The sequence below is a fragment of the Neisseria sp. 27098_8_112 genome, assembly GCF_041433235.1.
Classification (GTDB): Bacteria; Pseudomonadota; Gammaproteobacteria; order Burkholderiales; family Neisseriaceae; genus Neisseria.
Map to the genome: position 1 here is coordinate 19,311 of NZ_JAPWBB010000009.1, position 14,814 is coordinate 34,124.

Annotated in this window: 11 protein-coding genes; 7 read left to right on the top strand and 4 right to left on the bottom strand. The window is 48.8% G+C overall.

Features of this window, described 5'->3' with window-relative positions:
* Positions 1 to 7 precede the first annotated feature (7 nt).
* The 3 genes from O3682_RS07085 (at position 8) to O3682_RS07095 (ending at position 2,964) form a co-directional block, all read left to right on the top strand.
* The gene (locus O3682_RS07085; protein WP_371509278.1) at positions 8 to 952 is read left to right on the top strand and encodes a cation diffusion facilitator family transporter; all 945 of its coding nucleotides are present in this window, start codon (positions 8 to 10) and stop codon (positions 950 to 952) included.
* A 69-nt stretch (positions 953 to 1,021) separates the two neighbouring features.
* Positions 1,022 to 1,672 (top strand): HAD family hydrolase, encoded by a 651-nt coding sequence (locus O3682_RS07090; RefSeq protein ID WP_049352777.1) that lies wholly within the window; start codon positions 1,022 to 1,024, stop codon positions 1,670 to 1,672.
* Positions 1,673 to 1,770: 98 nt separating this feature from the next.
* Complete coding sequence (locus O3682_RS07095) at positions 1,771 to 2,964, top strand: amino acid aminotransferase (protein WP_036493785.1); 1,194 nt, start codon at positions 1,771 to 1,773, stop codon at positions 2,962 to 2,964.
* Between the two features lie 65 nt (positions 2,965 to 3,029).
* On the opposite strand, the gene O3682_RS07100 is transcribed toward O3682_RS07095, so the two are convergent.
* Entirely contained in the window at positions 3,030 to 3,443 is a 414-nt protein-coding gene (locus O3682_RS07100; RefSeq protein ID WP_049331084.1) for a YqaA family protein, read from the bottom strand.
* A 275-nt stretch (positions 3,444 to 3,718) separates the two neighbouring features.
* Here O3682_RS07100 and O3682_RS07105 point away from each other — a divergent pair, with 275 nt between their 5' ends.
* The 4 genes from O3682_RS07105 to nth all read left to right on the top strand — a co-directional run bounded on the left by O3682_RS07105 (position 3,719) and on the right by nth (position 7,972).
* A complete protein-coding gene (locus O3682_RS07105; RefSeq protein ID WP_070583818.1) occupies positions 3,719 to 4,942 on the top strand; it encodes a sugar MFS transporter in 1,224 nt (407 codons plus the stop codon).
* A 92-nt stretch (positions 4,943 to 5,034) separates the two neighbouring features.
* Positions 5,035 to 5,658 carry an alpha/beta fold hydrolase gene (locus O3682_RS07110; protein ID WP_315038925.1) on the top strand — a complete coding sequence of 208 codons (624 nt, stop codon included), beginning with the start codon at positions 5,035 to 5,037 and terminating at the stop codon, positions 5,656 to 5,658.
* Between the two features lie 180 nt (positions 5,659 to 5,838).
* On the top strand, positions 5,839 to 7,218 hold the full coding sequence (gene nhaC / locus O3682_RS07115) for a Na+/H+ antiporter NhaC (RefSeq protein WP_049344642.1): 1,380 nt from the start codon (positions 5,839 to 5,841) through the stop codon (positions 7,216 to 7,218).
* Positions 7,219 to 7,342: 124 nt separating this feature from the next.
* Positions 7,343 to 7,972 (top strand): endonuclease III, encoded by a 630-nt coding sequence (gene nth / locus O3682_RS07120; protein WP_049323145.1) that lies wholly within the window; start codon positions 7,343 to 7,345, stop codon positions 7,970 to 7,972.
* A gap of 58 nt (positions 7,973 to 8,030) precedes the next feature.
* Here the strand turns inward: nth and putA are convergent, their stop codons facing one another.
* From putA to O3682_RS07135, 3 genes are all read right to left on the bottom strand, one after another.
* Positions 8,031 to 11,636, bottom strand: coding sequence for a bifunctional proline dehydrogenase/L-glutamate gamma-semialdehyde dehydrogenase PutA (putA, locus tag O3682_RS07125; protein ID WP_371509281.1), 3,606 nt, complete (start codon positions 11,634 to 11,636; stop codon positions 8,031 to 8,033).
* A 222-nt stretch (positions 11,637 to 11,858) separates the two neighbouring features.
* Entirely contained in the window at positions 11,859 to 13,385 is a 1,527-nt protein-coding gene (gene putP / locus O3682_RS07130) for a sodium/proline symporter PutP (RefSeq protein ID WP_371509282.1), read from the bottom strand.
* 455 nt (positions 13,386 to 13,840) lie between these two features.
* A complete protein-coding gene (locus O3682_RS07135) occupies positions 13,841 to 14,635 on the bottom strand; it encodes a formate/nitrite transporter family protein (RefSeq protein ID WP_371509284.1) in 795 nt (264 codons plus the stop codon).
* Positions 14,636 to 14,814 lie beyond the last annotated feature (179 nt).

A 14,814-nucleotide genomic window follows, 5' to 3' on the forward strand; every position in this document is an offset into this window, starting at 1 on the left:
AATCATTATGGCACATCATCACGATCATTCGCACGCGCATACGCATACCGCCAATAAGCAGGTATTGCGCATTTCATTTTTCGTCATTGCCGGATTTATGCTGGTTGAAGCTGTCGGTGGCTGGCTGACCAACTCTTTGGCCCTGCTTTCCGATGCGGGGCATATGTTCAGCGATGCGTTTTCGCTGGGCGTAGCATTGTGGGCATTCAAACTTGGCGAGAAACAGACCACGCTGCAAAAGACATTCGGTTACAAGCGTTTTGAAATTTTGACGGCGATGTTTAACGGATTGTCGCTGGTGTTGATTGCGGCGATGATTTTTTATGAAGCAGTTAAACGATTGTTTTATCCGCCGGAAATTTTGACGGGCGGCATGTTGGTGGTCAGTATCATCGGATTGCTGGTCAACATCGGCGTTGCCGTTTATATGTTGAAAAATAGCGATACTGAAGAAAACGTCAATATGCGCGGCGCGTATCTGCATGTAATCAGCGATTTGTTCGGCTCGATAGGGGCGATTGTCGCAGCAGTGCTGATAATGGCGTATGGCTGGCAATGGGCGGATACGGTTGCCAGCGTATTGGTGGCGGCTTTGGTAGGGCGCAGCGGCTGGAAGCTGTTTAAACAGACTTTGCACATTTTGATGGAAGGCGCGCCGGAAAGCATCCATACCGATGAGTTGCTCAGCGTTATCCGCAATACGGAAGGCGTAAAATCCGTTCACGACTTGCATGTTTGGACGATTACTAGCAATATCCACGTTTTGTCCTGCCATATTGTTGTAGATGGCAGCATGACGGTTGCAGAGTCCGAACAAATTGCCTACCGCATCGAACATGAATTGGCGCATCATAACATCGGACATTGTACGATTCAGATTGAAAGCGAACAGCATCCGCATAAAGATGAAGTTTTGTGTTCGCAGGAAATGCACGAACATCATCACCATTAACCATATTCAGGCCGTCTGAAACTTATTGGATTGTTCAGACGGCCTTCTAAAATCATCAAAGGAACACTTATGACCCAAGCCGTATTATTTGATCTTGACGGCACGCTTGCCGATACCGCACTTGATTTGGGTGGCGCGCTCAACACGGTATTGCGCCGACACGGTTTGCCAGAAAAAAGCATGGATGAAATCCGTCCGCAGGCCAGCCACGGTGCGAGCGGTTTGCTCAAGCTTGGTGCAGGCATTACGCCCGATCATCCGGACTATATGCAATGGCGCAAAGAGTTTTTGGATGAATATAGCCGCTGTTATGCCGATCAAACCATCTTGTTCGACGGCGTAAATGAAATGCTGGAAGCCTTAGTTCAACGCGGTATCCAATGGGGTATTATCACCAACAAGCCCATGCGCTTTACTGATGTCCTCGTGCCTAAGCTCGGATTTACCGTGCCTCCTGCCGTGATTGTCAGCGGCGATACTTGCGATGAACCCAAGCCCAGCGTGAAGCCTATGTTTTATGCGTGCGAGCAGATTGGCGTTGAGGCGCAGCGATGTTTTTATGTTGGCGATGCAGAGCGCGATATGCAGGCAGGAAAAAATGCAGGCATGACGACCGTGCTTGCCGATTGGGGCTATATTTCTGCCGAAGACCAAACCGAAAACTGGCTTGCCGATTTCCGTATTGCCACGCCTTTGGATTTGTTGGCAATCTTGCGTTAAAACCCTGTAATAATCCGTTTTCAGACGGCCTGAAACGGCGTAAAATTACATAAATTTGTATTTTTTCAACCGTTTTACTACTTGTAAAGAGAAAAATCATGTTCTTCAAGCATATCGAAGCTGCTCCTGCTGATCCGATTTTAGGTTTGGGCGAGGCGTTTAAAGCCGAAACCCGTCCGGAGAAAGTCAATCTCGGCATCGGCGTGTACAAAGACGCATCCGGCGCGACGCCTATTGTCAAAGCCGTCAAAGAGGCTGAAAAACGCCTGTTGGAAAGTGAAACAACTAAAAACTACCTGACCATCGACGGCGTTGCCGACTACAACGAGCAAACCCAAATTCTGCTGTTTGGCAAAGACCACGAAATCATTGCCAGCCGTCGTGCCAAAACAGCGCAAAGCCTTGGCGGTACAGGCGCATTGCGTATTGCGGCCGAGTTTGCCAAACGTCAGTTGAATGCGCAAACCATCTGGATTTCCAATCCGACTTGGCCAAACCACAATGCCATCGCCAAAGCGGTCGGTATCCAAGACAAACCGTATCGCTACTATGATGCCGCCAAACACGGTTTGGATTGGGACGGTATGATTGAAGACTTGAGCCAAGCGCAAAAAGGCGATATCGTCCTGCTGCACGGCTGCTGCCACAACCCTACCGGCATCGACCCTACGCACGAACAATGGGAAACTTTGGCAAAACTTTCTGCCGAAAAAGGCTGGTTGCCATTGTTTGACTTTGCCTACCAAGGCTTCGGCAACGGTTTGGAAGAAGATGCCTATGGCTTGCGCGTGTTCTTGAAACACAATACAGAATTGCTGATTGCCAGCTCTTATTCCAAAAACTTCGGTATGTACAACGAGCGCGTCGGTGCGTTCACTTTGGTGGCCGAAGATGAAGAAACAGCAGCCCGCGCCCACAGCCAAGTCAAAACCATCATCCGTACCTTGTATTCCAACCCGGCTTCACACGGTGCGAACACCATTGCGCTGGTGTTGAAAAATGATGATTTAAAAGCGCAATGGATTGCCGAACTCGATGAAATGCGCGGCCGCATCAAAGCCATGCGCCAAAAATTTGTTGAGTTGCTCAAAGCCAAAGGTGCAACCCAAGACTTTGATTTCATTATCGAACAAAACGGTATGTTCTCTTTCAGTGGCTTGACTCCCGAACAAGTTGACCGTTTGAAAAACGAGTTTGCTATTTATGCCGTCCGCTCCGGTCGCATTAATGTTGCAGGCATTACCGATGATAACATCGACTACCTGTGCGAAAGCATTGTGAAAGTCTTGTAATTGTCGAATTAAAGGCAAAGGCCGTCTGAATTGTTCAGACGGCCTTTATTTTTGACTGTCGAAACTTATCCGGCAACTGCGTTCATCCCCCAATAAATCATGGCATAGCGCAGCAGTTTGCCTGCAATCAGAATGATGGCGCAATGCAAAGCATTAAGCCTGAGCCAGCCTGCGGCAAGGGGGAGGGCATCGCCGATAATCGGCAACCATGCAAATAATAGCGGCCAAATTCCCCATCTTTGTATACGCGCCAATACTTTTTCAGACGGCCTTTTCTTGGACGGAAACATTCTGCCCATGTAATACGAAACCATACTGCCCAAGCCATTCGCCAAACCGGCACATAAACATGCTCCGAGGGCATGTTGCGGATATTGGTACACAAATGCGGCGTATGCCGCCTCGGATGTACCCGGAAGTAGTGTGGCAGAAGTGAAGGCAGAAGCAATCAGGGCAAGGTAAGCGTAAAGAGGGGGCATATTTTGAGTTGTATCAATGAGTATTGTAAAAAAGAAATAACAAGCTTAATAAGAAGATTATGCCTTTATTTTTTTAATCTATTAAAAGATAAATCCAATATTATTAAATTTTTTACAATTAAACGGCTGAAGGATAATGTAGTCGGCTGTTAGAAAATAGTTTTCAAAGTGACGGATTATCAGTATGATACGGGCGGCTGTTAATGGGTGTTAAGTTTAATGAACTGATTTAAGCTCATTTTTCCAGCGAATCTTAACAAAACGAAAGGCAAATCATGTCTGCGCATTCACAACAAAATCATACTCCTGCGCTGGTCGTTCTGACCACACTCTTCTTCATGATGGGTTTCATTACCTGCATGAACGATATTTTGATTCCGCACCTGAAAGATATTTTCGAACTGACTTATGTTCAGGCGATGCTGATTCAATTCTGTTTCTTTACCGCTTACGCGATTATGTCGATCCCTATGGGTTATTTGGTCGGCAAAATCGGCTATAAAAACGGTGTAATCGGCGGTTTCGTATTGACTGCCATCGGCTGTCTGTTGTTCTATCCTGCCGCCGGCAGCCATTCTTATCCTACTTTCTTGGGTGCGCTGTTCATTTTGGCTTCAGGTGTAACGCTGTTGCAAGTGGCGGGTAACCCTTATGTGACCCTGCTGTCCAAACCAGGTAAAGAATCTGCAACACTGACTTTGGTTCAGGCATTTAACTCTTTGGGTACGACCATTGCTCCGCAAATCGGGGCATTCCTGATTTTGGCTGATGCGACACAAACTGTCAGCAAAGCCGAGCAAATTTCTTCTGTTCAAATTCCATATTTGGGTTTGGCAGGTTTGCTGATTATTTTGGCTGTGTTCGTCAAAATGATTCGTCTGCCTGATGCAAACAAAATTGCTGAAGAAGAGAGTGAACACAACCATGATGGTAAACACAGCGTATGGCAATACCGCCACTTGATTTTTGGTGCGGCCGGTATTTTCTGTTATGTTGGTGCAGAAGTATCTATCGGTTCTTTGTTGGTCAACGTGTTGGGTTACCTGAAAGGTTTGGACCACGCATCTGCTGCAAAATATCTGTCGTTCTACTGGGGCGGCGCGATGGTTGGTCGCTTCTTAGGCTCTGCCATCATGGCGAAAATTGCGCCTAACCGCTATTTGGCATTCAATGCTACCGCTGCTGTTGTCCTGTTGGGCGTAGCTATGTTGGCAGGTAAAGCCAGTGCAGATGTTGCGATGTGGGCATTGTTGGCCATCGGTTTCTTCAATTCCATCATGTTCCCAACGATTTTCTCTTTGGCAACCAAAGGTCTTGGCCGATTCACCAGCAGCGCTTCCGGCGTATTGTGTACTGCGATTGTCGGCGGTGCGATTGTGCCTGTGGTACAAGGTTGGGTAGCGGATACTCAAGGTCTGATGATTTCTTTCGTTGTATCAGCGATTTGTTACGTATACATCGTCTTCTTTGCTATAAAAGGCTACAAAGCTGACGAATAATTCATCATGATAAAAGGCCGTCTGAAACCTTATGGGATTTCAGACGGCCTTTTTACTTTGTGGCATAATGATTTAAATGACAGGAGGAAAAAATGGCCAAAATCATTTTGCTGCATGGCTTGCACATGCATTCGTGGGTCATGAGACCGCTGGCGTATTTGCTGGAACAAGAAGGTTTTGAAGTTGCTCTGTTCGATTATTACAGTGTTTTGCATTCGATGAACCGACATATTGAAGATTTGGCGCGATGGATTGATGAGAACTATGCTGATGAAACGCTGCACTTTGTCGGCCATAGTTTGGGCGGGTTGGTCTTACGCAATTTTGCGGCGGCATATCCGGATAAAGTCAGCGGCCGTATCGTTACCATGGGTACGCCACACCAAGGCAGCCGTGCCGCGCAGCGTGTGTTCAATATGGGTTTGCAAAAGCCGGTATTGGGCGGCTCGTATAAAGGCGTATTGGACGGCGGTATTCCTGAATTGCCAAAGGGTGTTGAGTTGGGCAGTATTGCCGGCAATAAACCGTATGGACTGGGCCGTGTTTTAGGTTTGCATGGCGAACATGATGGTACGGTTTTGGTCAGCGAAACGCATTGTCCGAATATGCGCGATCATGTCGTTTTGCCTATCAGCCATAGCGGTATGCTGTTTAACCGTAAAACGGTTGAGCAGGTGGTGGCATTTTTGCATGATGGACGTTTTAAAAAGCAATAAAATTTCATTTATTTTAATTTAAAAGTATTTAATGTTAATAATTTAATATATTTTAAAGAAAGTGTCGCAGTTTTACTGAAGCTGTTTTTATAAAATAACAGGCAGGCCGTCTGAAAATCGGGTTTCAGACGGCCTGTTATGCTAAAATCTGTTAAATACTTATTAAAAAGGCAAAGAACAATGTTTGCTTTCAAATCCTTACTTAATATGCCGCGCTTTGAGGCCATCGCTGTGGCCTTGGCTTTGGTGGCGGCAATGGGTTACACGATTATTTCGCTTGAATGGCTGCCGCATATGTCGATTGTGACGGCGATCGTGGTCTTGCTGTTGTACGGTTTGATGCGTGGCTTGAAATATCAAGACATGCAAAACGGTATGATAGGCGCGGTCGGGCAGGGCATGGGCGCGATTTATCTGTTCTTCTTTATCGGCCTGATGGTCAGCGCGCTGATGATGAGCGGTGCGATTCCGACGCTGATGTATTACGGTTTCGGATTGATTTCGCCGACTTATTTTTACTTCTCAGCGTTTGCGCTTTGCTCGATCATCGGTATTTCCATCGGCAGTAGTTTGACGACTTGTGCAACTGTTGGCGTGGCATTTATGGGGATGGCGGCTGCGTTTCATGCCGATATGGCGATGACGGCAGGTGCGATTGTGTCGGGTGCGTTCTTCGGCGATAAAATGTCGCCGCTTTCCGATACGACCGGTATTTCTGCTTCGATTGTCGGCATTGATTTGTTCGAGCACATCAAAAACATGATGTACACCACTGTGCCTGCGTGGTTGATCAGTGCGGCCTTGATGTTGTGGCTCTTGCCCAATGTTGCCGCGCATGACATGAACAGCGTCGAGGCTTTCCGCGCGCAATTGGAAGCAACCGGTTTGGTGCATGCCTACTCGCTGATTCCGTTTGCCTTGCTGGTTGTCCTTGCCCTGATGCGCGTCAATGCTATTGTCGCCATGTTGTTTACCGTTGTGGTGGCGCTGATTGTGACTTATTTCCACAGTACGCCTGATTTGAAACAGCTGGGCGCGTGGTTTTACAGCGGATACAAACTTGAAGGCGAAGCATTTAAAGACATTGCCCGCTTGATTTCGCGCGGCGGCTTAGAAAGCATGTTCTTTACGCAAACCATCGTGATACTCGGCATGAGCTTGGGCGGCCTGTTGTTCAGCATTGGTGTGATTCCGTCTTTGTTGGAGGCTATTCGTGCGTTCCTGACCAATGCCGGACGCGCTACTTTCAGCGTGGCCATGACATCGGTCGGCGTCAACTTCCTGATTGGCGAACAATATTTAAGTATCCTGCTTTCCGGCGAAACCTTTAAGCCGGTATATGACAAACTCGGCCTGCATTCGCGCAACCTTGCCCGTACGCTGGAAGATGCGGGTACGGTCATCAACCCGTTGGTGCCTTGGAGCGTCTGCGGCGTATTCATCAGCCATGCCTTGGGTGTGCCTGTTTGGGAATATCTGCCTTATGCCTTCTTCTGCTACTTGAGTTTGGCTCTGACGCTGGTGTTTGGCTGGACAGGGTTGACTTTGAGTAAAAAATAAACAGTAGGCTGTTTGATAATCAGGCCGTCTGAAAACAATTTCAGACGGCCTTGTTTTACTTGAAGTAGCCGTATCAACATGATTTCACTATAATTGCTGCGCCAATAAAAAAATAATCCAAACAATGAACAAACAAATCCGCCAAGAAATTTTCGAGCGTTTCCGCGCTGCCAATCCTCATCCGACTACCGAGTTGAATTTCAGCTCGCCGTTTGAGCTGCTTATCGCCGTTTTATTGTCTGCGCAGGCGACTGATGTCGGTGTGAACAAAGCGACTGCCAAGCTCTTTCCCGTTGCCAATACGCCGCAAGCCATGTTGGATTTGGGGCTGGACGGCGTGATGGAATACACCAAAACCATAGGCCTCTACAAAACCAAGTCCAAACACATCATGCAGACTTGCCGTATTTTGCTGGAAAAATACAATGGCGAAGTGCCTGCCGACCGAGAGGCTTTGGAATCTTTGCCCGGTGTTGGCCGTAAAACAGCCAATGTGGTGTTGAATACTGCATTCGGGCAACCTGTTATGGCGGTCGATACCCATATTTTCCGTGTGGCCAACCGCACCAAAATCGCGCCCGGCAAGGATGTGCGCGAAGTTGAAGACAAGCTGATGCGCTTTATTCCCAAAGAATTTTTGATGGATGCCCATCATTGGTTGATTTTGCACGGCCGCTATACGTGCAAGGCTTTGAAACCTCAATGCAGCAAATGTTTGATTAATGATTTGTGCGAATATCCGGCAAAAATGTAAATAAAAACAGATAAAAAAAGGCCGTCTGAATTTCAGACGGCCTTTGATTTAGCTGTGATTAGTCGGCAACTGCCATCAGGCTGGCATTACCGCCGGCAGCGGTAGTATTGATACTGCAAGAGATTTCTTCAAATACTTGCAGGATGTCCAGACCTTGTTCGGAAGGCAGGATGCGGATGAGCGCACCGTCGCGGCCGGCCAACTCTTGTTTGCGCTCGCTGCTCAAAGGCTCGATGGCGGCAACATGGCTGATGCCTGCGTTTTCAGGTTTGCTGTTGACTTGCAACAAACCGTCCAAATCGGCTGAGTAGGAAGCCAACGGGCTGTTAGGCTCAACAACGGTTTGGATGCCTGCGGCTGCCAGCTCGGTCAGGGCAGAGAAGGCTTGCAGCAGATTGCCGCCATGTACCCAAACACGTTTTGGAGAGCGCCAGCTCAATGAGTTGCGTTCGCCGGTCGGGCCGACCAATACGGTTTCGGCTTTGCGCAGGGTACGGACGCGTGCGTGACCCAAAGCTGCGGCTGCGGCTTTTTTCTCTTCTGCGTTAAACGGCAGTTTGTGAACCAGGGTTTCCAAACGTTTGAGTGCGTCTTCGTCTGCTTGGCCGATTCGGCTGAGGGTTGGGGCAACCCATTCAGGAGTACGAACCAGGCGTTGCAGATAGAATGAACCGCCTGCTTTTGGACCGGTACCGGACAAGCCGTGACCGCCGAAAGGTTGTACACCGACAACAGCACCAACGATGTTGCGGTTAACGTAGATGTTACCAGCTTCGATGCGGTCGCGGATATGGTCAACAGTGCCTTCGATACGGCTGTGTACACCGCTGGTCAGAGCATAGCCTTTGGCGTTGATTTGGTCGATGAGTTGATCCAATTCGCTGGCACGGTAGCGGACAACGTGCAGTACAGGACCGAACACTTCGCGTTGCAACTCGTTCAGGTTGTTCAATTCAAACAGGATTGGACGAACGAAGGTAGAGTTGTTGTCATCAACGTCGGCGGCAGTTTTGATTTCGTGGTAAGCCTTTGCTACGCCTTTCATTTTATTGATGTGGGCCAACAGGTTTTGTTGGGCTTCAGCATCGATGACAGGGCCGATGTCTGTGGTCAGTTGGGTCGGTTTGCCGACAACCAATTCGTCCATTGCGCCTTTGATGATGTTGACCATTTTATCGGCAACATCTTCTTGAACGCACAAGATACGCAGGGCGGAACAACGTTGGCCCGCGCTGTCGAAGGCAGAGTTCAATACGTCGAGGCAGACTTGTTCCGGCAGGGCAGTAGAGTCCACGATCATCGCGTTTTGACCGCCGGTCTCGGCAATCAGGACAGGGCTGTCGTCGCGTTTGGACAGAGCTTTGTTGATCAGGCGCGCTACTTCGGTAGAACCGGTGAAGATCACGCCGCCAATGCGGGTATCGCCGGTCAGGGCAGAGCCGACATCGCCTGCGCCGAGTACGAGTTGCAACGCAGAAGTCGGAATACCGGCTTGATGCATCAGGGAAACTGCGTAAGTAGCAATCAGGCTGGTTTGTTCGGCAGGTTTGGCGATAACAGTGTTACCGGCTGCCAATGCAGAAACCACTTCGCCGGTAAAGATGGCCAATGGGAAGTTCCATGGGCTGATGGCAACGATTGCGCCGACAGCTTTGGCATCTTTAGGCAGGGTGTTTTCAGCTTCGTTGGCATAGTAGCGGCAGAAGTCAACGGCTTCACGTACTTCGGCAACGGCGTTGTTCAGGGTTTTACCGGCTTCGCGGACGGCCAGCATCATCAATGCAGGCGTGTGTTGTTCCAACAAATCGGCAAAACGGCGCAGGCAGTCGGCGCGTTCTGAAGCAGGTTTGGCGCTCCACTCCGGCAGGGCGGCAACGGCTGCACCAATAGCTTCTTGAGCCAATGCCGCATCGGCAAAGCTGACAGTGCCGACAACATCGTTGTGGTCTGCAGGATTGCGGACAGGTTGAGCTTCGCCTACATTACGCGCTTCACCATTGACGATAGACGCGGCGTGGAAGTCTTCGGAAGAAGCTTGGTTGAGTTTTTCTTGCAGATTTTGCAATACGTTTTCGTTGCTGAAATCGACGCCTTGGGAGTTCAGACGGCCTTTGCCATACAAATCGCGCGGCAGAGGCAATGCCGGATGCAGGTGGATGCCTTGTTCGGCGATGGTGTCGAACGGGCTCTTAATCAGGCGGTCGATGCTGATGTTTTCGTCAACGATTTGGTTCACGAAAGAAGAGTTCGCACCGTTTTCCAACAGACGGCGTACCAAGTAGGCAAGCAGGGTTTCGTGTGTGCCGACCGGGGCATACACGCGTACGCGGCGGCCTAAGTTTTGCGGGCCGACCACTTGGTCGTACAGGGTTTCACCCATGCCGTGCAGACATTGGTGTTCGAAGTCTTTGCCTTTACCCATTTGGTAGATTGCGCCCAAAGTGTAAGCATTGTGGGTAGCAAATTGTGGGAACACGGCATCTTGTGCATCTAAGAGTTTGCGTGCGCAGGCGAGGTAGGAGATGTCGGTATGGACTTTACGGGTGTAAGTCGGATAGCCTTCCATGCCGTCTACTTGAGCCCATTTCACTTCGCTGTCCCAGTATGCGCCTTTAACCAAACGGATCATCAGTTTTTGGTTGTTGCGGCGGGCCAGGTCGATCAGGTAGTCGATAACGAACGGGCAACGTTTTTGGTAGGCTTGAACAACGAAACCGATACCTTTGTAGCCGGCCAAGTCAGGGTCGGAAACCAAAGCCTCCATCAAGTCCAAAGACAATTCGAGACGGTTGGCTTCTTCGGCGTCGATGTTGATACCGATATCGTATTTTTTACCCAAAAGGAACAATTCTTTCAGGCGAGGCAGCAGTTCGCTCATAACGCGTTCGTGTTGGGCGCGTGAGTAGCGTGGGTGGATGGCGGAAAGTTTGACGGAGATACCGTTGCCTTCGTAAACACCTTGGCCTGCGGCATCTTTACCGATGGCGTGAATGGCTTGAACGTAGTCGTTGTAGTAGCGGTTGGCATCTTCTTCGGTGTATGCGGCTTCACCCAACATATCGAAGGAGAAGCGGTAACCCATTTTCTCGCGCTCTTTACCGTTTTGCAGCGCTTCTTCAATGGTTTGGCCGGTTACGAACTGTTTGCCCAACAGGCGCATTGCGTAGTTCACACCTTGACGGATCAGAGGTGCGCCGCCTTTGCTGATCAGACGGCTCAATGCGGAACTCATCTGTTTGTCGTTTGTCGCGGTCAGTTTGCCGGTAATCAGCAGACCCCATGCGGCCGCGTTAACGAAGAGGGAAGGGCTGTTGTTCAAGTGGCTTTTCCAGTTGCCTTCAGAGATTTTGTCGGCAATCAGGCGGTCACGGGTAGCATTGTCCGGAATGCGCAGCAGGGCTTCGGCCAGACACATCAGTGCAACACCTTCTTCACTGGAGAGAGAGAACTCGTGCATCAAAGCATCTACACCGCTGGCTTTGGTACGGCTGGCACGGACTTGGGTAACCAAACGACGGGCAAGCTCGGAAGCGGCATTGCGTTCTTCGTCGGTCATCTGTGCACGTTGCAACATATCCTGTACGGCTTCGATTTCATCACGGCGGTAGGCATCGGTTATCGCTTGGCGCAGAGGAGTTTGTGTTGGAAAAGCAAAGTTAAACATTATTTAAGTTCTCCAGAGGTTTTTTCATGATTTCAGACGGCCTGGATAGGATTGCTAAAACAGGTATTCTGAAGGATAGTAATATCGTAATAAATTTATGATGCGGATACAAGATGCATCCGCATAAATTGCTGTTTTTTCTGATAAGGCTCAGATTATTTTGAAACAGTTTATGTCGTAAAGACGGCCTGCACGGAATCATGCAGGCCGTCTGAAAACGTCTTATTTAGAGGCGCGGTATTCTGCGTCTGCTTTTTCGAAACGTTCTTGCAATTCGCGTGACGGTTTTTTGTCGATCAGAGAGACCAAAACAATCACGAGGGTACAAGCGATGAAGCCAGGAACGATTTCATAGACAGTAGCGAAACCTGTTTCTTGTGCGGCCAAAGCAGGTTTTTTGATCCACTCAGCCCAAACTACTACAGTCAGTGCACCTGCAATCATGCCGGAGAGTGCGCCGTAGGCAGTAATGCGTTTCCACAGTACAGACAGGATAACAACCGGGCCGAATGCGGCACCAAAGCCAGCCCATGCATAAGCCACCAAGCCCAATACTTTGCTGTTAGGATCAGAAGCAATCAGGATGGAAATCACGGCAATCGCCAAAACCATCAGACGGCCAATCCATACCAACTCGGCTTGTTGTGCTTTTTTACGCAGGAAGCCTTTGTAGAAGTCTTCGGTAATCGCGCTGGAGCAAACCAACAATTGGCAAGACAGGGTGGACATTACGGCTGCGAGAATCGCACTCAAGATGATACCGGCAATCCAAGGGTTGAAAAGCAGGGTGGCCAAAGCGATGAAGATACGTTCGTGGTTGCCGTTCATTTCATCAACGTGGGCAGGGTTGGCGCCGAAGTAAGCGATACCGAAGTAGCCGACAGCCACGGCACCGGCCATACACAGAATCATCCAGGTCATACCGATACGGCGTGCAGAAACCAAAGATTTAGCGCTTTCAGCAGCCATGAAACGGGCCAAGATGTGTGGTTGGCCGAAATAGCCCAAGCCCCAAGCGGCGGTAGAGATAATGCCGATGAAAGTAGTACCGGCAAACAGGCTGCCGTATTCTTTACCGGTAGAAGCGGCAACTTGTTGGATGGCAGCGTTCATTTGATCAGCACCGCCCAAACCCAAGTACACCATGACAGGAGTCAGTACCAATGCAAAAATCATCAAAGAAGCTTGCAGGGTATCGGTCCAGCTTACTGCCAAGAAACCGCCCAAGAAAGTATAGGCGATGGTTGCGCCGGCACCCAGCCACATGGCTTGAGTGTAAGACATACCGTGGAACAGGCTTTGGAACAGGGTAGCACCGGCTACGATGCCTGAAGCACAGTAAATAGTGAAGAAGAACAAGATAATCAGTGCAGAAACCACTTTCATCAAGTGACCGCCGGCACCAAAGCGGTGGAAGAAGTAATCAGGAAGCGTCAGCGCGTTGTTGGCGTATTCGGTATGTACGCGTAGACGGCCTGCAACCAAAAGCCAGTTGAGGTATGCACCCACAATCAGACCAATGGCGATCCAAGCTTCATTCAAACCGCTCAGGTAAATGGCACCTGGCAAGCCCATCAAAAGCCAACCTGACATATCGGAAGCACCGGCAGACATCGCGGTCACGAACGGACCCAAGCTGCGGCCGCCGAGAATGTAGTCGTCGAAGTTGCGTGTTGAAAAATAGGCGGCGAGGCCGATCAGTAATACGGCGACCAAATAGATCGCGAAAGTGATATACATGGGATTCATGTACTTATTCCTCATCTAACTTATAAATACGGGTTTTGAAATTGCAAACAATTTGTACCCAAACTTTTTTCTAATAAAAATACAGCTTAAAAATCCTGTTTTTCACGAGAGAGTCAGGATAAATTATTTTCAAATACAATAGGATATGTAACCAGTCCATATTAAATTGTAAATAATTAAATTCAGAATACAGTAAATTTTTTGTTTTGCAAAGCACGGAACACGGGCTTTGTGAAAAATCGTAGCGCTTTTGAGGGGAAGTCATTTGAAAACAAAAGATTGCAAAAATTATCTTAAATTGGAGAAAAGGAAAGACAATGAAACTATCTTTCCTATAAATGAAACGTTACGCAGAGAAAAAGCGTAATTATGCGACAGAAACGAGCCGTTCAGACGGCCTGATAACGGCACTATCCCGTATTTTTGATAAATACGGGATAGTGAGAGAGTTTGGATTAGATAGAAAAATCGTCTTTTAACAAATGTTTATAAGCGAATAGATAGAAAGCAGCAACAAAAGACGATCCGCCGAGAACATTGCCTAAGAAGACAGGAATCATATTGTAGAAAAATTGACCCCAGCTGACATTTGCGCCCGCCCAAATACCGGCCGGAATGATGAACATATTGGCAACAAAGTGTTGGAAGCCGATTAATACGAAGATCATGACCGGAAACCAAGTTGCCAAAATGCGGCCTGAAGTATGGCGTGAACCGAAATAGAACCAAATACCCATGCACACCATCCAGTTACATGCGATAGCGGAGACGAATGCACGGCCAAAGTCCATATTAACTTTGGCTTCGGCGATGGCAATGGTTTTAGCCGTAGCCGCTCCCTCTGCCAGGCCGACATAGTGGCCGAGGAAATAGGCCATGGCAACGGCGCCTGCCAGATTGCCCAAGCTGACAATCAGCCAGTTGCGTACCAGTTTGTGGGTGCTGACGCGGCCGGTTAATCTGCCCAAAGCCATAATCATCATATTGCCTGTTGCCAACTCGCCGCCGCCGATTAAGATACAAATCAGTGCGATAGGGAACACGGATGCGCCCAAAAGGGCGGCCAGGCCGTTCCATTCGGCTGGAATGCCGCTGATGACGCGCAGGCAGGCAAGATAGCCAAAGCCGACATAGCCGCCGCCTAAAAAACTCAAAATCACCAACATTTTGATGCTGAACTCGGATTTGGCGCAGCTCTTGCCGATGGCTTCCTGCAAAATCTCGTGAGGGTACAAATCTCGTGTATCCATGAGGCTCCCTTAAATTGGAAATATCTTGTTTATCATGAGGATAATAAGTTTGCCTGAGAATGATGCCGGTAGGAAATAACGACTGGTTGTAAGAATAGAAGAGGGGGTTATATATTGAGGCGGCTAAGGCCAACGGCTGACTTTTTTGAAGAAAGATAAGTTGAGGCGTTGAGATATTG